The organism is candidate division WWE3 bacterium (assembly GCA_026396615.1).
GTDB lineage: Bacteria > Patescibacteriota > WWE3 > JAPLWK01 > JAPLWK01 > JAPLWK01.
In genome coordinates this window covers 74816-92230 of the sequence record JAPLWK010000008.1, presented here as the reverse complement: position 1 = coordinate 92230, position 17415 = coordinate 74816, and the positions used below count along the sequence as shown (strand labels likewise).

Below are 17415 nucleotides of genomic sequence, written 5' to 3'. Positions count from 1 at the left end.
CTGAAGTTACTGGATTCCGGGTCAAGCCCGGAATGACAAATGGAGTTTAGTGAATACTGGGAACGTCGAAGTTGAGAAGAGTGTTGGTTCCACCAAGAATAGTTCGGTCAATAAGACTGACTAGCCCAAAGGCGACGGCGACCACCACCAGGCCAATAATGGCGTAGGTGAGGGTACCCTTAGCCGCGGTAACGCCTTCTTTGTCACCGCGGGAAGTGATGTACTGAACGGTGCCAATTAAAAACACAATTACGGTAGCCACCCCAGCAAAACCTACCACTAGCTTAATAATGCTTACAAAGCAGGGGCCCAGTTGATCTATAGTGGGTGGATCACCAATTGTGCATATAGCCATATACTAAAAAATCTAACGATGCTTCGGTAGCTAGATTGCCTAGCTACCGGGCGAAACGTTTGATTAGTAAGCCTGTTGGATCGTGAAGTTGGTAACTCCAATTCCTAAGACGTTTTGGAGCAACGTGGCAATAGCGAAAGCGGCTGCCACAATTACGATGCCAATAAGAGCGTGAGTAATTCGGTCTTTAGCGGCGGTAGCTTGAGCTTTATCGCCGCCAGAAGTGACGAATTGAATACCACCCCAGACTAACATCACAAAGAACAGTAAACCGGCGGCTCCGATTAAGGCTTTGATAGCTGTGGACACCAGAAGTCCGGTGTCGGAGATATTTAAGCCTACAGCGGTGGCTTTATTTCCGGTTACAAATACACTTTCAGCGAAAGCTTTACCAGAGATTATATTTAAAAAATTCATAATTATAACAATTCACCTCCCTTAGTAAGCATTACTAATGTTGTAATCGGTAATTCCAATTCCTAAGACGTTTTGGAGCAACGTGGCAATAGCGAAAGCGGCTGCCACAATTACGATGCCAATAAAGCGTGAGTAATTCGGTCTTTAGCGGCGGTAGCTTGAGCTTTATCGCCGCCAGAAGTGACGAATTGAATACCACCCCAGACTAACATCACAAAGAACAGTAAACCGGCGGCTCCGATTAGGGCTTTAATACCGGTAGAAACTACTGTCTGAACATTCTGAATTTTTAAGTCAACGCTGGTAGCGTCTGCAGTTTTAAAAATATCAATTGGTGCCGCATACGCAGCTTTTACTAATAGATCTTTGATTAAAAACATAATAAATTAAGTCACCTCCTGTTTTTAGATAGTTACATTTAGAATATTAATCCCTAATACGTTTTGTAACAAGGAGGCAATTGCAAAAGCGGCCGCGGCCAGGACCAGGCCGATGACGGCGAAGGTAATTGTCTTTTTAGCACTTTCCACGGCCCCTTTGTCTCCCGCTGAGACCACAAATTTGACGCCACCGATTATTAAAAAAATAAAAGCGCCAAAGCCGCAAGCGCCAATTAGAGCTTTAACGACCATCATAATTCCCGATTCCGGGGTAATATTTTTAACCCCAATCATTCCAGGATCAATCACAACAGCGTAGGCTTTAGTAATTAAGTTCATAACTTAGGTCGTGATGTTTAGTAACGAAACGCCAAAAACGTTCTGTAGCAGCGTCATTATAGCAAATAAGGCCGCCGTTAAGGCCACGCCAATAAAAGCACTGGTAATCGTGCCTTTGGCACTCTCTACAGCCGCTTTATCGCCTTGGGAAGTCACAAACTTAAAGGCGCCGATCAAAAACATGATCATAAAAGCCACGCCAGCCAACCCGACCATTGTCTTAACGACAAAAGAAGTAATGCCACCAAGCGTTGTGAATTTAGGGGTGACCCCGATGGCAGTGGTGTCAAGATGATACGTTGAGGGATTGCCGCTAATCGCTCCACCTTGGCCGTTGGAAATAATTTGTGTACAGGTGGCGTTGCAAGTTTGTCCAGCAGGTAGTGGTGATGTGCCGCCATTGCCATCGCAGGTAAAAGGTACGCCTCCGGCGACAATCGAAAACTCACACGCCTCACCGGGGTCACATAAGTGATTACCACACTCAGAACCGGCCGCGGTGATGAACCGCGCGGGGACCGAAGCGTCGGTAGGCTTTAGGTGACAGGTAACGCCGTCGCTATCGCAGCCATCGTTTACCCGTTGACGCTGACTACAACCGGCAGCTGGTAATGGCACACAGTTATCTAATGTGCCTGTATCACAACAAATTTGTGTGACACAGAGATTACTTCCACAGGTGCTTAAGTTACTGGTGTTGGTATTAACGCAGGTTGGTAAACCTATTGCCGGATGATAGCAATTAGCGACTTCGCAGCAGCTGGTGCCACAAGCGGTAAGAGTCGGAGTAGCAACTGGGCAACAAAATATCGGATTGGATGTCGCTTGGCAGGTATAATTAGCCGGACAGGAGCCCGCTCCGCAGTCTCCGGCAGCTGCCAAAACAGGTCGACTTGAAAATACTAGAGCTGCAGAGATAATCGAACACAAAAAAAAGACTTTTAAAAATTTCATAACTAGAAATTAAAGACTGGCATTCCCGGTAAACCAAAGATATCAACGCCGATGACTCGAAGAATTACAGTCGCGAAGATTATTAAGAGCAGCCCTGCAATAGCGCTGGTGATCATATCTTTAGCCTTTTGAACTTTATCCTGATCGCCACGACTTAAAGAAAACATGAGGCCACCAATAATTATTAAAAGTAGAGCGACACCACCGCCAATACCCACTGCCGCGACTGCGATACCGCCCACAAAACTACCGATGTCGTTAGTGGCAATATCCGCGGCCAAAACTTTGGGAGCCAGTAAAAATTGGGAAGCCAAAATAGTTGGTATAATCAAACCAATGCGGTGGTTTCTCTTCATTCCCATCATCCTAGTGTCTCTGGCGCTTTCTGTCAACGGAAATGTTGCCTCGGCTTCAATTTTGGATGATTATCAAAGTACCGCCACTCAACTGTCTAAACTCAAATCCGATAAAGACAACTTGGCGGTGGAACTAAAAGATTTGTCTACCAAACTGGGCTTAACCGACTCTCAAATTGCGGCAGTGCAAGCTAAAATTACGGCCACGCTGTCAACTTTAACTCAAATTGAAGCCAGTTTGGCTGATCGCAAAGGCAAAATTGCAATACAGGAAACTTTGCGAGACGCGGCGGTTTTGGATTATTACAAACGGGGCGAAGTCATTCCTTTGGTCCTCTTATTTTCTTCTAATTCCTGGCAGGAATGGCCGGAGCGTCTAATCTATTTTAAAGTCACTTTAAACAACGTTCGCGCCACTGTTACCAATCTTAACGACGAGATCACTAATTTTGAGGCCAACAAAGCGGAAGCCCTGTCCATTAAAAATCAATTGCTGGCTCAACAACAAGCCTTAGCTAATTTGCAAAGCAAACTTAAAAATCAGGCGAATGAAGCCTCGGCTCGTTTGTCACAATATGCCGCTCAGGAAGCCATTCTTGGTCAGAAACTGTCGGACTTAAGTGCCGAGATTAGCAGTCAAATGAGTTGGCAGCAGTCGGCCGTTCAGAATATTAAAGAATCTGGGTCCGGCCGCCCAAATACTCCAAATGCCTCCGGTGCTCCCTCGTGGCGCATTGGTGGTTACGGGACGGAGCATGGAGTGGGCATGAGCCAATGGGGCGCTTTTATGTTGGCCGCCCAAGGTTGGGACGAAGAAAGGATTCTTAAATTTTATTATCACGATATCGACTTTAAGACCGTCTCTAAAGACTCGATTAACGTCGAGGGTTATGGAAGCATGAACTTTGAGGACGAGTATTTAGCCGGAATTGGCGAAACCGATCCGGTGTGGCGGACAATTAATAGTGATGCTGCCGCCGTCATGGATCGGGTCCAAATCATTGCCGCTCGCACTTATGCCATAAATAACAGTTCCATTTGTACCACTCAAGCTTGTCAAGTTTACATTGGCGGGACGGCCAAAAAAGACGCCGCCGATAAAACTCGGGGTAAAATTATGGTTTATTCAGGCGAACCAATTCGGGCTTTTTACTTCTCGACTTCCGGGCCGCACACCGATTCTATTGGCGACACACCGTCGTTTGCTTTTAATAGCGATACGCGGCAGTATAAAGATTCAGGCTCTATTAACGATGCTTATCCCTATCTTCGGTCAACAGACTTTAACGACACCATGTCGCCCTACAATAATTGGAGTGCCCTCATGAGTAATTCCTGGAAAACCCAAAGTTTTCCGCCAAAAAAGGATAGTTCTGAGGGGACCCAGATTGGACAAATTGATATGGGTGACGTTTTAAATACCGCTCTTTTAAGTCCGTCGGATTTGGATAAGGTCAGCAGCAAAACGTCAATGGAAGATGTCCGCTCGATGCTGAAGAGTGAGGGGAAGACGCCAATCGAAGCCGTTAAATCAGTGTCTGTGGAGACGATGGGAGGCAGCAGTTCCCGAGTCAAATGGGTTAAAGCCGAAGGGTCCAACCGGTCAATCGATAGTGGTGAGATCACTGGCATCCGCTTTCGCTACGCCTTTAACGTTCGTAGCCCGGAGAAAGATTGGATTTACAGCACTTGGTTTGAAGTGAAGTGAGACATCCTACAATTGAAAGCCTAGTGAAATTGATAGCGAATGAAATGAGCGTTCATTAATCCGAATTGATTCCGAATGTATCCGAATATCGATTACTTTTTGACAAATATTACAGCTGTGTCATCTTTATAAACTTTTTTCCAATTCGGTTGCCCCTCCAGCCAAGTTTTTACGGATAATCTTTCCGCCTCGGCGTTCAGTTTAGCTTCGCCCGCCGCTCCCCCAATTAAAAATCGATTAAAAGGGTCAAGACTGGACGCTATAGTTGGTTTAACTATCGCCACCGTAAAATCATACTTGGCGAAAATTTCCCCTTTACCCTTAGTGCTATACATGGCCACATAATCTTTAAACGGGAAATTATCTTTATTAAACCAGGTGGCGGGCATTCGTCCGTCAATAAAAACTTGAGGAGTCCCTTTAAAGTGCCAGTCTAAATAGCCACCCCAATCATAAGGATTGTATAACCACTCACCCTGATTAGTTAATTGCTTAACTTCGTCTAAAGCTTTACTTGAAGGGTAGCCACTGGCCCCAGTTTGCAGAAAGTTAGTGCACCAATTAATTGCTAATAAGCTGACAAATTCACTAACTATTAAAATGGCTAGGGCGCCTTGGAGCACCCTAATTAAATGATAATGTTTTGGCGGAAGAGCCACCTTTACACTATTGTTTAGGGTAGCTAAGACTAAGGGTAAGGCCCAAATAGCTAAGAGGCCAATATTACGAGTGGCCATAAAAGTACCCACTAAAAAGATTACAGCGACGATAAAATGAGCGGGGTAGTTTTTCCACAGTTTCTTAAAATTTTCTATAAACACCAGCAGTACGAAAAAGAGAGTAATTAGCCCCAGTAAATCCACTGGAAACATTTTAAACACCGATTGCCACTCTCTAATATATGTATGCATTAAGCTACTAGTGGGCAAAAAGTGCCCCAGAGCTTCCCACCATAGTCGAATGCCGTAAGGGTTCAGCAGTGTTATTAAGCCGGTAGTGATGACGGTGGTAATGTCGGCTAAACTAACTGTTTTGCGGCGCAGAGTTTTATAGATTACCGCAATCACTAAAGTGGCCACTCCTACAAAAAAGCTGGGGTGGCAATTAGCCCAGATTAAAAATAGTCCCATCAACGATAATCTAGTAAGTAATCGAGGTTTGTCTTTTAGTAGATCCCACAGCAACCAAAAAAGGATTATGTTGGCCCAAATCGAAAATACCGGGGTGCGAATCCCAAAAGTGCTAAAGGTGCCGATTATTAAAACGCCACCGAAAATTAGGATAGTTAGTAGGCGTATTTTAAATATTTGGCGAGTTAAATAAATATGTAAAGTGAGTAAGGCGGCTGTTATTCCCGAAAAAACTACCGCTAACCCTAAATAACTAATTTGCTTATAAATTAAGTACATTAGGTTAGAGAGGTGAAATTCAAACACTACCCAAGGAAAGTTTTTAATAGCAAAAGAGTACACATCTACACTGGGGAAGAAGCCGGTTTCTAAGAAATTTTGGGCAATTACTAAATGCCAACCTAAATCGGGATCTAAGTATTTAAGAGCTATATTAAGAAATACGAAAAATAAAATGGCTGCTGTTAAACCAATCCACAGTGCCTCAGTAAAGATTGGTTTATTAAATTTTGGTATTTTCATAAATAGTTACCTCCGGATTTTGGTAAACTGCCCCATATTCCGTAGATTTTATAATGTTACCGCCGCTAATTTCGATTACATAATCGGGTATAACTTTAGAATTGTCCTTTATAATTTCCGCACTTTCAAATAATGCATAACTATTTAATGTAGTTAAATTTGTTATTAGGGGTACATAGCTGCCCATTTCTTTTTCGGTTGATAATACCGTTCTACTTTTGTTATTTTCGTGTTTGTCTAACCAATCTAAAGCCATTAATCTATTTTTTGAGATGTAACTGATTTTATCTGGGGTCTTTTGGTTAAGTATTCTATAAATTGGGAAAGTTGTATTAATAAAATAGCCTCCTAGAAAAATTAGTAAGATTGGGCTTAATATTTTCCAGTTTATTTTAGTTAACTTACTACTAATTATATTGGCAAAGGCCGCACCCGCCATAACGACCAATACTAAACCTAGGCTTTTTATTTGCGCCTTTTGTGTATTGCTTGGTAGGTAAGCTGTAATAAAAGCCGAACCCAACCATACAAACATTATTAACTGGGAAAATTTGGTAATTCTAATATTTTTTAAGATATACCCGCCACCAGTGTCCCCTGTAAACCGAGGTAGATAACTATTACGATTACCGGTGGAGTTTTCATAAATTGGGCCACCCCATCAAACATCTTTACCCAACCTAATGCATCCAATTGATAATAATTGTAGTACAGATACACACAGTAACTTAATGCCGGTATAAACGTCGCAAAAATACCCGCACTTGTTTGGATTTTAATAGTTTTCTTGGCTAGTAAAATTGTAGTAGTTCCTATAACTATACATAACACTGGTAATAGGCTATAGGGGTGGGTAACTACTACTCCAAGTATTGCTGCCGCTAACCACAGGCAATTTATTTTATTGAAATGTTCAACGATCCTTTTTGTAAAGCTTACGGCCAGTAGTGTAAATGATAAATCTAAAGAAAAGGAGGCGATAGTTAGGGCCGCCTCAGGAAATAATCCAGGGAAATCAATACTTACTGAGCCTCCAGAAAACAATAAAAAAGCGGTGGTAATTATAGATTCTCTTTTACTAAAATTAAAAGATTTGAAAAAGTGCAGGGCTGCTAAAAAAAGTAAAACAGACCCGATAATTTTAAGTAATAGGTACCCACCGATAGCTAGGTAAAATTTGGGGATTAATACGCTTAGAGGTTTTAGAATTAAACCGGTAATAGTTAAGGCAGGATAGATTAACACCTGGTTCTCTGCTTTAGCCGGGTAAAATTTATATTTATACAAAAAGTTACCATCTAGCCCTAGCCTTACACCTGCTGTATAAACAAAAACGTCACGCATATCGTAAAACTGGTTGTTTAGAGTTGGTATAAAGTCTCGTGGAGTTTTAACTACACTAACAAAAATTGGTAACAGCGATAAAATTAGAGCCACTATAAATAAAGAAAATTCTATTTTATATTCTCTAAACCATCTTTTACAGATCATATTTTTTGGGCAACTACTAAAATGTTGCTTTCCATCTTTTCATCAGCAACTGCCGCTACAGCTACTTTTTCGAAGGTTTTTAGTCTAGCCTCGGGGGATATTAGTAAACGTTTTTTAAATAGCCATCTGCTGGGCTGGGTTACTAAAGCCGTAATCAAGCCAGATTCAAAGGCAGTTAATTCTTTTTGCGAAATTGTTCCTTTTACTTGCCTAATCGTAAGACCGCTATTTTCCGATATTTTAATCCATTCTTCTTTACTTAAAAGGCTGACGTGTTTAAAAGTTTTATGGAGCAGTTTAGTCCACAATTTAGAATTAAGTTTATTCGTAGGTACCGTAAAGATGCAATAGCCACCAGGATTAAGTACCGTTTGCACTTGGTCAAATACTTTTTCTACATTACTAATATGCTCTAAAACACTAACGGCTAAGACAGTATTATATTTATCTTTTATTTGATGTAAGTCCCTAGCGTCACAGCAGATAATTTTTTCATAAACATTTTTTTTAAGAGCCTCATTAATATCTGATTGGCAAATATCTACACCCAAATCAATTTTATTACCGTTAATAACTTTACTAAAAACGCTCATGAATTCTCCAAAGCCGCAGCCAATATCTAGAATTTTGCCCTGCGGTTTAAAATCAGCATAAGCTTGGTTTATGGCCTCAGCCTCTCCCGCCCGCCACACAGCTAAAGAATACGGGGCTATTTTTAGAAACTCCTGTAAAAAGTTCATTTTTTAGCAACTACTATCATATCTACCATCGGAATATAAAAATAAGGCGGAAAACTTTTTTTAAACCAGAATCCCAGGCTCCTAACAAAACCCCATTGATTAATTTTAATATTCGTAAAACCAGTTTCTGTAAGTATTCGTTGTAGTGAATTTCTATTAAAATAAAGAATATGTTGTGGTATTTTGGTAAAACCGTACCAATATTTACCTAGAATCTTAGCATCCCAACTTTCCGTATCTGGGGTAGTGATAAAAATGTGTCCACCTGGCTTTAACCACGTTTTTATAATTTTCAACGTTTCTATATAGTTGGGAATATGTTCGATTACATCGAAACAAGTAATAACATCGAAGTAATTTTCAGCAAAGAGATCTTTATTTAACGCCCCCGACTTAGTTTCGATATCATAGCTAGTCGCCGTTTGACTTGCAGCATATTCAGAAATATCAAATCCAGCTACAGAGTATCCCTTGTTTTTGCAAACACCTGCAAAGTGACCAACTGCGCAACCGAAATCTAAAATACGAGACTCTAAATTTAAATATGGTTTAACATACGCAAACTTCTTTAAGGAATCTTTATAGTAATCTTCAGTTTTTTTATCATTAAAATAATCACACTTATATGTTTCAGCTACTGCCGCAGGTGGCTTATTTAATAAACCTAACCCACATTCCACACATTTAACAATTGAATTAGTCTGATTCTCAAAAATAGTATTAAATTTAAAGGATTTACAGAGTCCGCATTGCATAACTTAGCAGATTGCATTCTAGCTTACTCCCATAATTAAAGGAAGTTGCTATAATTGGGCATATGAAGGAAGTTTTTGCCGCGTTAATTAAAAAACCAATTAGTGTAAGTTTTCAATCTCAAGAAGAGGGGGAAGCTTTATTAATGCTAGTGCGCCGCCATTGGTTTACCCAAGTGGGTAGTATTATTACCATTCTAATTTTAGCTGCAGTCCCTTTAGTAGCTGGCCCCTTTGCGCCGCGATTACTGCCGTTTATTCCGGGCCGCTTTATTACTTTTGGCGTTATCTTTTGGCTGCTCTTTGTATTTGCCTACTCTCTAGAAACCTTTATTATTTGGTATTTTAATGTGTTAATAATCACCAAAAAAAGAATTGTGGACGTTGATTTTTGGGGATTACTTAATAAGAATGTTTCTGAAACCGAAATTGCTCATTTAGAAGATTGCACTTACGCCCAACATGGCGTGTTTCAAAGTTTGCTTAATTACGGCAGTGTATCGATGCAAACGGCAGGAGAGCAGCGGGAATTTGAGTTTGAGGGGGCTCCCGATCCGGCCCAGGTACATGATTTGATTACTGATTTAATGGCGGGGACGCACGGGACTCCTAAATTAAGCGATCCCACGGTAATTATTTAAATTTATGATTTTTGATATTTGGCAAATTATTAAAATTGGCTACATTGTTCTGCTCGCCTTATATTGTGGCTTTGCTTTTATGGTGCTCCGTCAGATTGGTTTGATGACCGAGGTGCTCGGCACCAATTTGGACCCAACCTTACGGGTAGTGGCCCGCTTCCACTTAGTATTCGCTCTCTCCTTAACCGTTTTGGCCGTTATTGTGCTGTAATTTATGATACCCGCCAAAATCCAAAAAATCGGTGGTAATGTTGCCCCCAACCCCAAAACCGGGGAAATAGCCTTTTCCAACATTGAAGAGCCGGTCGATTTACCGGTTTTGGAAAGTCGCGGCAGTTTATACTCGGTCCTTGATTTTAGCGGTATCTCCGCCCAAACCGCCCCTCTCTTTGGCAGACTCGTTTGGGATACTTTAAAAGATAGTTATTACAGTGAGATTGAGGGAACCCCTTTACAGGCCTTGGAAAAAGCTTTAACCGCCGTTCGCGGGCGACTTCTTGGCTTGAGTATTAATCCGTTGCCGTCAATGGAAACAGCCCCTAATTTTGAATTAAATTTGGTGGCGATAGTAAAATGGGGCCAGTTCTTATATACGGCGGTTCTGGGAGGCGGCAAAATATTTTTGATTCGGGGCATGGGAGTTAAAGAGATAGTTTGTGACAGTTCCATGGAGGTGAGTTTTGCCTCGCACCCACTGGATACCGACGATATTGTAATGCTCACTTCCAAGCATTTGGGGAATCGCCTTTCTTTTGAAAAGTTGTTAACTACTCTGGGAACTTTAGAAAGCGAGCTGGCTATAAGTCCTAATAAAGCCGCAGAACTAGCTTTAATAATTAAGAATACCGAAACCTTGACTAAGACCGGTTCTAATTCCGGTAAAAAGTCGTTAAGTAATTTAATTCATCGCTTTAGTTTTAAATCTAAAAGTAATGTTAATGAGAATCCCGGACTTAAGAAAACTAAATTACTAGGGATTGCCGTCTTGGTTTTAGGGGTGGTGTTGGTAGGGTCACTGGCTTTATCTTTACGCGATAAGCAGACCGTCGCGACCTCGCCCGCTACAAAAGTACTGGGTAGTAGCACCGACGATTTAAACGCCAAAATTTCGGAGATTACCAGTAATCTTAGCATCGATTTGCCGGCCGCCAAAGCAGAATTAACGGTGGCGTTTACCACTTTAAATAATTTGTCGCCGGAAGACAAACGCAAGGCTAACTTTAAAACTTTAAGTGACTCACTTACTTCCTTAAAAATCCAAGCTTACAATATTTCGGCTCTGCCATCGTGGCGAGAGGCTTCTATGCCGGCTACTTTGGGTGTCGTCCGCGCCAAGTTTAAGGATCTCACCTTCAACAAAAAAGGGAGCGTTACGGCTTACAGCGACTACGTTGGCTTTTTATATTTAGTTTCGCCTACTGATTCGCAAATATACAAAGCAACACCGTTAGGCAAAAGTTTCACTGTTACTCCGTGGCTTAAGAATTCGTCAGATGTTGGAAAAGGTTTGGGGATTGCGGTCGACGGTAATGTTTGGGTTCTGGATGCAACAAGCATCAAGAAGTTCTACAAAAATGACAGCACTCTTTTCACAATTTCCGGAATTGATGCGCCTTTTAATAATCCGCTGGCGCTTTATACCGATGGTGACAGCGATAACCTCTACGTCTATGATGCCGGAAACAGCCGTTTGGTAGCGGTTAACAAAACCGGTCTTTACAAATTTCAAGTGGCTCTGCCAAAAGTGCCTTTTACGGTGCGGGATTTAGTAGTCTCCGAAACCGCTAAGACTTTTACGGTCGCCGGTGATACTCAGGCTTTGAGTGGGAGTTTCCAATGATCCTGGCCGAAAATCGGATGGCTCGGCATGATTACGAAATTTTAGAAACCTGGGAAGCGGGAATTGCACTGCTAGGGTCGGAAGTGAAGTCCGTTCGCGGCAAAAATGCCAGGCTTAATGGTGCTTACGTTAAATTCTTTAATGCTCAGCCGTACCTCGTGGGGGCCCATATCCAAAACTATAAAAACTCGGCAATAATGTTTGATCCGGAACGATCCCGCCAATTGTTGCTTACTAAATCAGAGGTTAAACGCATGGTTGGCCTAGGAGGACGTAAGGGCTATGCGCTTATTCCGTTGCAATTTTATACCTTAGGCGATCGCATTAAGCTCACGGTGGGCTTAGGTCACGGTCGCAACCAATACGGTAAGAAAGAGCTGGTTAAATCAAGAGATATCGAGCGGGAGACGGATCGAGAACTCAAGGAAATTGATACTGGTAACCAACGACCTGCAGAGTGACTATAATTTTGAGCATTTAGGTTATATTTAGTGTATATTATTCAAAGTTTGACGCATCAGCGAACATATGTTGGTGTCACTCTAGACATTGAAAGTCAAGTCAAGGAGCATAACACGGGCTCTGCCAAAGCGACTTGGCCTTTTGGTCCTTGGCGCTTAATTTACATTGAAGGCGGTTTGAATAAAGTTGACGCGTATAAACGATAGTACTATTTAAAACATAAATAGGGGAAAAGTGAGAGGCTGCGTTTAATAACTTGTCATTCCGGCCCCGGAGCCGGAATCCAGTTACTAGATTCCGGGTCAAGCCCGGAATGACAAAACATACCTGGAGAGGTCGCATAGTGGTCTAGTGCGCGGGCTTGCTAAGCCTGTAAGTCGATTTTTCGGCTTCGAGGGTTCAAATCCCTCCCTCTCCGCCAGATATTTATGACAAACCCTAAAGTAGCTCTAATTCACGATTTTTTAATTCAAGACGGTGGGGCAGAGCAGGTGCTGCGAGCGCTGCACGAACTGTACCCGCAGGCGCCGGTGTACACCACTATCTTTGATAAACGCCTTGAAGCCTCGTTCCCCTCGTCATCCTGGGATATTCGGGTCTCGTCGGCTTCTAGAATCCCTTTAATTCGTCATATTTTTAAGTACTTTACCCTCTTTTGGCCGTTATATTTTGAAGGCTTGGATCTGTCGGCCTATGATGTGGTCATTTCCGATACTGCCAACTTTGCCAAAGGGGTTATCACTACTTCAAAGCAGTTACACGTTAGCTACATTCACACTCCACCGCGTTTTCTGTATGGCTACGAAACGGAGACGAACAAACGGTCGAACTGGTTCTGGAAGCCAATCCTCAGTATCGTCGACAATTATTTAAGGGTTTGGGATTACTCGGCCGCTCAGCGACCAAACATTCTGCTGGCGCCATCAAAGAATACGGCGGATCGGATTTATAAGTTTTATAGGAGAGATTCTATTGTGACATACCCTCCGTCTAAATTGCTCTCTGAAACGATAGTTACTTCTGTAGACAATAGCAGTATTGAGCCTTATTTTCTGTGCGTGGGGCGATTGGTGCGTTATAAGAACTTCGATTTGGCGATTTTAGCCTGCCAGAAACTAGGCTTAAGCTTACAGATTGTGGGTAGCGGGCCGGAACTAGCCAGACTGAAACATTTGGCCGTGCCAACCACCAAGTTCTTAGGACGGGTGTCTGATAGTGAGCTAGCAGGTCTCTACAAGGGGTGCCAGGCCTTGCTAAACCCTGTCAGCGATGAGGATTTTGGGATCGTGCCTGTAGAGGCTTTGTCGTACGGTAAGCCCGTAGTGGCGCTTACAGGCGGCGGGGCCAGTGAGGTAATTACCCCCGGAATCACAGGGGAATTATTTCCTGAGGCAACTGTTGCGTCTTTAGAAAGTGTCTTGTCTAATTTTAAGTCGACAAACTATTTGTCTGAGGAATGTCGGAAACGGGCGGCAGTGTTTTCAGGTAAGGATTTTAAGAATGAGGTTTTTAAAGTTGTGGCTGACAACTGGGGCAAAAATACGTCCCGCGACCACCAACCATAATCTTCTTAATCTTATCGCCACAATTGTTTAAACAGGGTTGACCGGTCCGCTCGTAGACCCTAAGATACTTCGCATTCGATCCAGCTCGGTTGTAAATATCTTTAAAAGAATCATCTTTGGTGGTGGTACCTCGATTAGTAAGACCGGAAGTGATGACTTTAGAGATCGCCTGAAAAAGGTCACTTGCTTCTTTAATCGAAAGTGTGTTAGCCAGTCGCTCTGGCTGAATCTTGGCTTCAAATAGGGCTTCATTGGCATAAATATTACCAATACCGGAGAAAACGGCTTGATCGAGAAGCAGCTTTTTAATGGCTAATTTACGTTTTAACGCCTCTTCAAACTTCTCTACGGTCAAGTCTTTAAGTGGTTCCGGGCCGTAACCAGCTAAAATTTTAGCTAGGTCCTCTTTAGAGGTAATTGCTAGATAACCAAATTGGCGGAGGTCGCAAAAACGGAGTTCCTTGCCGCCTCCGATGTCGATAGTGATGTGCTGGTAATTATCAGGTTGATCCGACTGCTCTCGTAGTAGAAAGCGGCCGGTCATTTTAAGATGGGCGACGACATGGAAATCACGACCGTCTTTAGTGAGGTCGAATATAAGTAGTTTGGCTTGGCGGCGAACACCGGTGAACTTAGCTCCGGTTAACTCTTTAATAAAGTCTAGATGTGAGCCTTTAATTAGGTTAGGCTTGTCGACTTTGATTCCTTTGACTGTTTGACCGGCTAGCTCTTTATTTAAATCAGCGCGGACGGTCTCGACTTCTGGTAATTCGGGCATAACAGTATTATAAACTAAATTCGTCATTCCGGGCTTGACCCGGAATCCAGTAACTTCAAAAAAACAAACAACAAATAACAAAAAACAATCGGATTTACTGGATTCCGGCTCTGGGGCCGGAATGACAAGAAAACAACGGTTTCGATTTCTGAATACTCTATACTGAATACTGCATATGGAACTAAAATCGTTAGAGCTCCGAAATTTTAGATCTTACTCGAAAGCCAAGTTTAGCTTTGACCCCAAAACGACGCTCATCGTCGGTCCTAACGGCAGCGGTAAAACTAATATCTTAGAGGCCTTAGGGATGCTTTCAGCGGGTCGCACTTTTCGGGGTCGCTTTGACCGCGAAGTAATCAGGCACGGTAAAACTTACGCTGATGTTTTTGGCGTTACTTCTGACAACGAGTTGTCTGTGGTCGTTCAAGAGCGTGGTGATAACCAGTACAGTTCGCAAAAACTTTATAAAGTTAACAACGTTCCAAAGCATATTTCCGGCTTTGTGGGGAATTTGCGGTCTGTCATCTTTCGACCTGAGGATATTGATCTGCTGGTTGACGGGCCGGCAGTTCGACGGCGTTATTTGGATGACGCTTTAAGCCAAGTCGACGGTGCTTACAGCAAATCACTCAGTAACTACGGCAAAATAGTCACTCGTCGTAATCATTTGCTGGCCGATGACACGCGGTCGTCCACTCAGCTACTACAAGAATTGGAATATTGGAATCAAGAATTATTGTCATTTGGCACGGTCATCCAGGAGAAACGCCAAGCGTTTATTGCCGAGTTAAATCACGATTTGCCACAGGTCGTCAACGATCTCTTAGGAGGTCTGCTCACAGATTTACAGATAAATTATCTTCCCAACAGGTTGAATAAAGAGCGATTATTGTCGCACGAAGCCGCGGAACTGGCCTCTCACATAACTTTAATAGGGCCGCATCGCGATGACTGGAAATTATTAGAGTCAGATTATGATTTGTCACTCTTTGGGTCCCGGGGGCAGCAACGGACCGGGGTCCTAGCCCTTAAACTCTTTGAACTTGATTATATTTCGATGAAAGTAGGGGAGCGACCGTTGTTACTGCTGGATGATGTCTTTTCGGAACTGGATGACGTTCATCAGGAGGCCGTTTTGGCTACTATTGGGAAGCAACAAACAATTCTAACGGCGACACACGTTCCTGAATTTAGAGAGTTAAAGTATTGTCAGAGAATCCACACAACGTAGGGGCTTGATTCATCAAGCCCTCAATCAGATCGGTTGAGGGCGTCATAAATGTCGCCCCTACGTTTATATCGGTGGTTTTAGGCCTGTGGCTTGCTAAACTTCTCAAAAACGCTAGCGGCTTCTGGATTCACCGTTCGTAATTCTTTAATTACTTCTAAGCGAATATCCACCGACTTAATCACCCCGTTTTCGGCCATGGCTTCCGCCCAAGCTTCCACTTCTGGTAATACTTTGGCTGCTTCCTCATGACTGGCCCCGGCGGTAACCATAGAGTTTATTACTTTACTTTGATCGTACTCTTGTAAAGTACCATCCTTTTTTTCGACTTTAAACATTAAAAATCACCTCCTTAAAAAAACTAATTAACGTGAAATATTTTACCAATTAAAAATCCGACAGTAGCCGCTCCCATTCCAATTATCATTAATTGTACACCGCTCCGTTTCCAAGAACCAACATATGTTTTGGCTTCATAGGCGCCGATCGCGAACAAAGAAATCGCGCTGACGGTCAAAGAAATAGCGACAGCCTTTATTCCGGTCGTCAGGAAGAACGGAAAAACCGGAATAAATGAGGCAATTAAAGCGGCTATTCCTACCGTCGCCGCGGTCCACAGAACCGTTGTGGTGTTAACTCTGGTTATTCCCAGTTCCTCTTTCATCATAATATTAACCCAACGGGTTTTGTCACTGGTAATATGCGTCACCACGTCCTCTAAAAGCTGCCCATTAAAGCCTTTGGCGACGTAAATATCACGAATTTCCTTAATTTCATCTTGTGGCTTCGTTTCGACCTCTAATTTCTCACGAGCCTCCTCTTTGTCAAAATGATCCTTTTCGGCCATGGTCGAAGTGTAGGCGACGGCGGCCATGGACACCGCTTCGGCGAAAGCGGCCGACATAGCAGCAGCTACTAAGATTTTATTGTCGGTAGAGGCGGCCGATACCCCAAGAACTATGCCCAAAACGTTTACTAAACCATCTTGGCCTCCAAGAATTACGTCACGCATCACACTCACTCGGCTATGGAGTTCTAAATGTCTTTTCATACTCCAATTAAGGTTCGCCAGTAATACCAGAAATGTTGTAGAACCAGCCCAACAATAAAAGCATACCAGCTCAAGATCAGAATTAAAGAGTGTTTTGCAAGCAGGTCCTTTAAGAATGACACCTTGAGATTTTCGACCAGCAGATTGTAGCGGGTGATGGTAATGAAGGTAGCAATGGTCATGGCCCAAACGACCATACAGTAAGTGCAGAGGGCTTGGATCACGTACAGACTTTGGTAGGCGAGCCAGTGAGTAAATAAGACGGCGACCAGGAGACCTAAATTTAGAAGTTTCCAAAGACTTGGTTTAAGATTGCGGCCGGTCAGGAGGTACAATCCCAGACCAAAGACTGCCGCAAATCCGATGATGCCGAGAAATGAATTAGGGAAGCCGAAGATTGAGGCTTGGGCTGTCGTATTAACCGAGCCGCAGCTAATAAACGGGTTAAGGTCACAAATGGGGACAAAGTTGGGATTGCTGAGTATTTTAATGCGGTCAATGGTGATGATTGTAGAGACTAATAGACCGATAAATCCACAGGCAGTCAGAACTTTAGAGATAGTTGTCATGCGCCTTTAATATAGCAAGACTTAGCACCACTTGTCATTCCGGCCCCGGAGCCGGAATCTAGTAACTATAGATTAGTTATCAGTTCTCAGAATTTAGTTTGCTGGTCGTCCGTGAACCGGTCAAATTGACTGATTAA

Annotated in this window: 22 protein-coding genes and 1 tRNA gene; 8 read left to right on the top strand and 15 right to left on the bottom strand. The window is 42.8% G+C overall.

The features are described 5' to 3' along the window. Nucleotides 1–46: 46 nt before the first annotated feature. The 6 genes from NT141_02065 to NT141_02040 all read right to left on the bottom strand — a co-directional run bounded on the left by NT141_02065 (nt 47) and on the right by NT141_02040 (nt 2801). A complete protein-coding gene (locus NT141_02065) occupies nt 47–355 on the bottom strand; it encodes a hypothetical protein (protein MCX6783831.1) in 309 nt (102 codons plus the stop codon). 63 nt (nt 356–418) lie between these two features. Beyond that, nucleotides 419–772, bottom strand: a complete 354-nt coding sequence (locus NT141_02060; protein ID MCX6783830.1) for a hypothetical protein — start codon at nt 770–772, stop codon at nt 419–421. Nucleotides 773–882: 110 nt separating this feature from the next. Then, complete coding sequence (locus NT141_02055; protein ID MCX6783829.1) at nt 883–1152, bottom strand: hypothetical protein; 270 nt, start codon at nt 1150–1152, stop codon at nt 883–885. A gap of 24 nt (nt 1153–1176) precedes the next feature. Further along, on the bottom strand, nt 1177–1491 hold the full coding sequence (locus NT141_02050; protein MCX6783828.1) for a hypothetical protein: 315 nt from the start codon (nt 1489–1491) through the stop codon (nt 1177–1179). 3 nt (nt 1492–1494) lie between these two features. Continuing rightward, nucleotides 1495–2445, bottom strand: coding sequence for a pilin (locus NT141_02045; GenBank protein MCX6783827.1), 951 nt, complete (start codon nt 2443–2445; stop codon nt 1495–1497). A 2-nt stretch (nt 2446–2447) separates the two neighbouring features. After that, nucleotides 2448–2801, bottom strand: coding sequence for a hypothetical protein (locus tag NT141_02040; protein MCX6783826.1), 354 nt, complete (start codon nt 2799–2801; stop codon nt 2448–2450). Here NT141_02040 and NT141_02035 point away from each other — a divergent pair. Next, a complete protein-coding gene (locus NT141_02035) occupies nt 2782–4509 on the top strand; it encodes a hypothetical protein (GenBank protein MCX6783825.1) in 1728 nt (575 codons plus the stop codon). The genes NT141_02040 and NT141_02035 overlap by 20 nt on opposite strands. 92 nt (nt 4510–4601) lie before the next feature. On the opposite strand, the gene NT141_02030 is transcribed toward NT141_02035, so the two are convergent. The 5 genes from NT141_02030 to NT141_02010 are packed head-to-tail and all read right to left on the bottom strand — an operon-like array spanning nt 4602 to nt 9072. Beyond that, on the bottom strand, nt 4602–6161 hold the full coding sequence (locus NT141_02030) for a hypothetical protein (protein ID MCX6783824.1): 1560 nt from the start codon (nt 6159–6161) through the stop codon (nt 4602–4604). Continuing rightward, the gene (locus tag NT141_02025) at nt 6142–6696 is read right to left on the bottom strand and encodes a hypothetical protein (protein ID MCX6783823.1); all 555 of its coding nucleotides are present in this window, start codon (nt 6694–6696) and stop codon (nt 6142–6144) included. The genes NT141_02030 and NT141_02025 overlap by 20 nt, the downstream gene beginning before the upstream one ends. 35 nt (nt 6697–6731) lie before the next feature. Beyond that, entirely contained in the window at nt 6732–7652 is a 921-nt protein-coding gene (locus NT141_02020) for a hypothetical protein (protein MCX6783822.1), read from the bottom strand. Further along, a complete protein-coding gene (locus tag NT141_02015; protein MCX6783821.1) occupies nt 7649–8392 on the bottom strand; it encodes a class I SAM-dependent methyltransferase in 744 nt (247 codons plus the stop codon). The genes NT141_02020 and NT141_02015 overlap by 4 nt, the downstream gene beginning before the upstream one ends. Then, a complete protein-coding gene (locus tag NT141_02010) occupies nt 8389–9072 on the bottom strand; it encodes a class I SAM-dependent methyltransferase (protein ID MCX6783820.1) in 684 nt (227 codons plus the stop codon). The genes NT141_02015 and NT141_02010 overlap by 4 nt, the downstream gene beginning before the upstream one ends. 137 nt (nt 9073–9209) lie before the next feature. Here NT141_02010 and NT141_02005 point away from each other — a divergent pair, with 137 nt between their 5' ends. The 6 genes from NT141_02005 (at nt 9210) to NT141_01980 (ending at nt 13652) form a co-directional block, all read left to right on the top strand. After that, nucleotides 9210–9785 (top strand): PH domain-containing protein, encoded by a 576-nt coding sequence (locus tag NT141_02005; protein MCX6783819.1) that lies wholly within the window; start codon nt 9210–9212, stop codon nt 9783–9785. Between the two features lie 4 nt (nt 9786–9789). Further along, nucleotides 9790–9996 (top strand): hypothetical protein, encoded by a 207-nt coding sequence (locus NT141_02000; protein MCX6783818.1) that lies wholly within the window; start codon nt 9790–9792, stop codon nt 9994–9996. Between the two features lie 3 nt (nt 9997–9999). Continuing rightward, on the top strand, nt 10000–11625 hold the full coding sequence (locus NT141_01995) for a hypothetical protein (protein ID MCX6783817.1): 1626 nt from the start codon (nt 10000–10002) through the stop codon (nt 11623–11625). Then, on the top strand, nt 11622–12086 hold the full coding sequence (gene smpB / locus NT141_01990; protein ID MCX6783816.1) for an SsrA-binding protein SmpB: 465 nt from the start codon (nt 11622–11624) through the stop codon (nt 12084–12086). The genes NT141_01995 and smpB overlap by 4 nt, the downstream gene beginning before the upstream one ends. Before the next feature lie 330 nt (nt 12087–12416). Continuing rightward, nucleotides 12417–12508: transfer RNA gene (locus tag NT141_01985), tRNA-Ser, on the top strand. Between the two features lie 7 nt (nt 12509–12515). Continuing rightward, nucleotides 12516–13652 carry a glycosyltransferase gene (locus NT141_01980; GenBank protein ID MCX6783815.1) on the top strand — a complete coding sequence of 379 codons (1137 nt, stop codon included), beginning with the start codon at nt 12516–12518 and terminating at the stop codon, nt 13650–13652. Here NT141_01980 and mutM read toward each other — a convergent pair. Further along, nucleotides 13597–14430: a bifunctional DNA-formamidopyrimidine glycosylase/DNA-(apurinic or apyrimidinic site) lyase gene (gene mutM, locus NT141_01975; GenBank protein MCX6783814.1), complete on the bottom strand. Its 834-nt coding sequence runs from the start codon at nt 14428–14430 to the stop codon at nt 13597–13599. The genes NT141_01980 and mutM overlap by 56 nt on opposite strands. 175 nt (nt 14431–14605) lie before the next feature. On the opposite strand from mutM, the gene recF reads away from it, so the two are divergent. Beyond that, nucleotides 14606–15661 (top strand): DNA replication and repair protein RecF, encoded by a 1056-nt coding sequence (gene recF / locus NT141_01970; GenBank protein ID MCX6783813.1) that lies wholly within the window; start codon nt 14606–14608, stop codon nt 15659–15661. A gap of 77 nt (nt 15662–15738) precedes the next feature. On the opposite strand, the gene NT141_01965 is transcribed toward recF, so the two are convergent. From NT141_01965 to NT141_01955, 3 genes are read right to left on the bottom strand one after another with little or no spacing between them, the layout of a single operon-like run. Continuing rightward, a complete protein-coding gene (locus NT141_01965) occupies nt 15739–15996 on the bottom strand; it encodes an ATP cone domain-containing protein (protein ID MCX6783812.1) in 258 nt (85 codons plus the stop codon). 23 nt (nt 15997–16019) lie between these two features. Beyond that, nucleotides 16020–16709 carry a VIT1/CCC1 transporter family protein gene (locus tag NT141_01960; protein ID MCX6783811.1) on the bottom strand — a complete coding sequence of 230 codons (690 nt, stop codon included), beginning with the start codon at nt 16707–16709 and terminating at the stop codon, nt 16020–16022. Further along, nucleotides 16706–17278 (bottom strand): vitamin K epoxide reductase family protein, encoded by a 573-nt coding sequence (locus NT141_01955; GenBank protein ID MCX6783810.1) that lies wholly within the window; start codon nt 17276–17278, stop codon nt 16706–16708. Before NT141_01955 ends, NT141_01960 begins: the two co-directional genes overlap by 4 nt. Nucleotides 17279–17415 lie beyond the last annotated feature (137 nt).

Coding starts and splice junctions, on each gene's coding strand:
- NT141_02000 (MCX6783818.1), top strand. CDS start 9,790: ATGATTTTTGATATTTGGCAAATTATTAAAATTGGCTACATTGTTCTG.
- smpB (MCX6783816.1), top strand. CDS start 11,622: ATGATCCTGGCCGAAAATCGGATGGCTCGGCATGATTACGAAATTTTA.
- NT141_02060 (MCX6783830.1), bottom strand. CDS start 772: ATGAATTTTTTAAATATAATCTCTGGTAAAGCTTTCGCTGAAAGTGTA.
- NT141_02030 (MCX6783824.1), bottom strand. CDS start 6,161: ATGAAAATACCAAAATTTAATAAACCAATCTTTACTGAGGCACTGTGG.
- NT141_02065 (MCX6783831.1), bottom strand. CDS start 355: ATGGCTATATGCACAATTGGTGATCCACCCACTATAGATCAACTGGGC.
- NT141_02040 (MCX6783826.1), bottom strand. CDS start 2,801: ATGAAGAGAAACCACCGCATTGGTTTGATTATACCAACTATTTTGGCT.
- NT141_02015 (MCX6783821.1), bottom strand. CDS start 8,392: ATGAACTTTTTACAGGAGTTTCTAAAAATAGCCCCGTATTCTTTAGCT.
- NT141_01980 (MCX6783815.1), top strand. CDS start 12,516: ATGACAAACCCTAAAGTAGCTCTAATTCACGATTTTTTAATTCAAGAC.
- NT141_02035 (MCX6783825.1), top strand. CDS start 2,782: ATGCGGTGGTTTCTCTTCATTCCCATCATCCTAGTGTCTCTGGCGCTT.
- NT141_01955 (MCX6783810.1), bottom strand. CDS start 17,278: ATGACAACTATCTCTAAAGTTCTGACTGCCTGTGGATTTATCGGTCTA.
- NT141_02055 (MCX6783829.1), bottom strand. CDS start 1,152: ATGTTTTTAATCAAAGATCTATTAGTAAAAGCTGCGTATGCGGCACCA.
- NT141_02025 (MCX6783823.1), bottom strand. CDS start 6,696: ATGTTTGTATGGTTGGGTTCGGCTTTTATTACAGCTTACCTACCAAGC.
- NT141_01965 (MCX6783812.1), bottom strand. CDS start 15,996: ATGTTTAAAGTCGAAAAAAAGGATGGTACTTTACAAGAGTACGATCAA.
- NT141_02050 (MCX6783828.1), bottom strand. CDS start 1,491: ATGAACTTAATTACTAAAGCCTACGCTGTTGTGATTGATCCTGGAATG.
- NT141_02045 (MCX6783827.1), bottom strand. CDS start 2,445: ATGAAATTTTTAAAAGTCTTTTTTTTGTGTTCGATTATCTCTGCAGCT.
- NT141_01960 (MCX6783811.1), bottom strand. CDS start 16,709: ATGAAAAGACATTTAGAACTCCATAGCCGAGTGAGTGTGATGCGTGAC.
- NT141_01995 (MCX6783817.1), top strand. CDS start 10,000: ATGATACCCGCCAAAATCCAAAAAATCGGTGGTAATGTTGCCCCCAAC.
- NT141_02020 (MCX6783822.1), bottom strand. CDS start 7,652: ATGATCTGTAAAAGATGGTTTAGAGAATATAAAATAGAATTTTCTTTA.
- NT141_02005 (MCX6783819.1), top strand. CDS start 9,210: ATGAAGGAAGTTTTTGCCGCGTTAATTAAAAAACCAATTAGTGTAAGT.
- recF (MCX6783813.1), top strand. CDS start 14,606: ATGGAACTAAAATCGTTAGAGCTCCGAAATTTTAGATCTTACTCGAAA.
- mutM (MCX6783814.1), bottom strand. CDS start 14,430: ATGCCCGAATTACCAGAAGTCGAGACCGTCCGCGCTGATTTAAATAAA.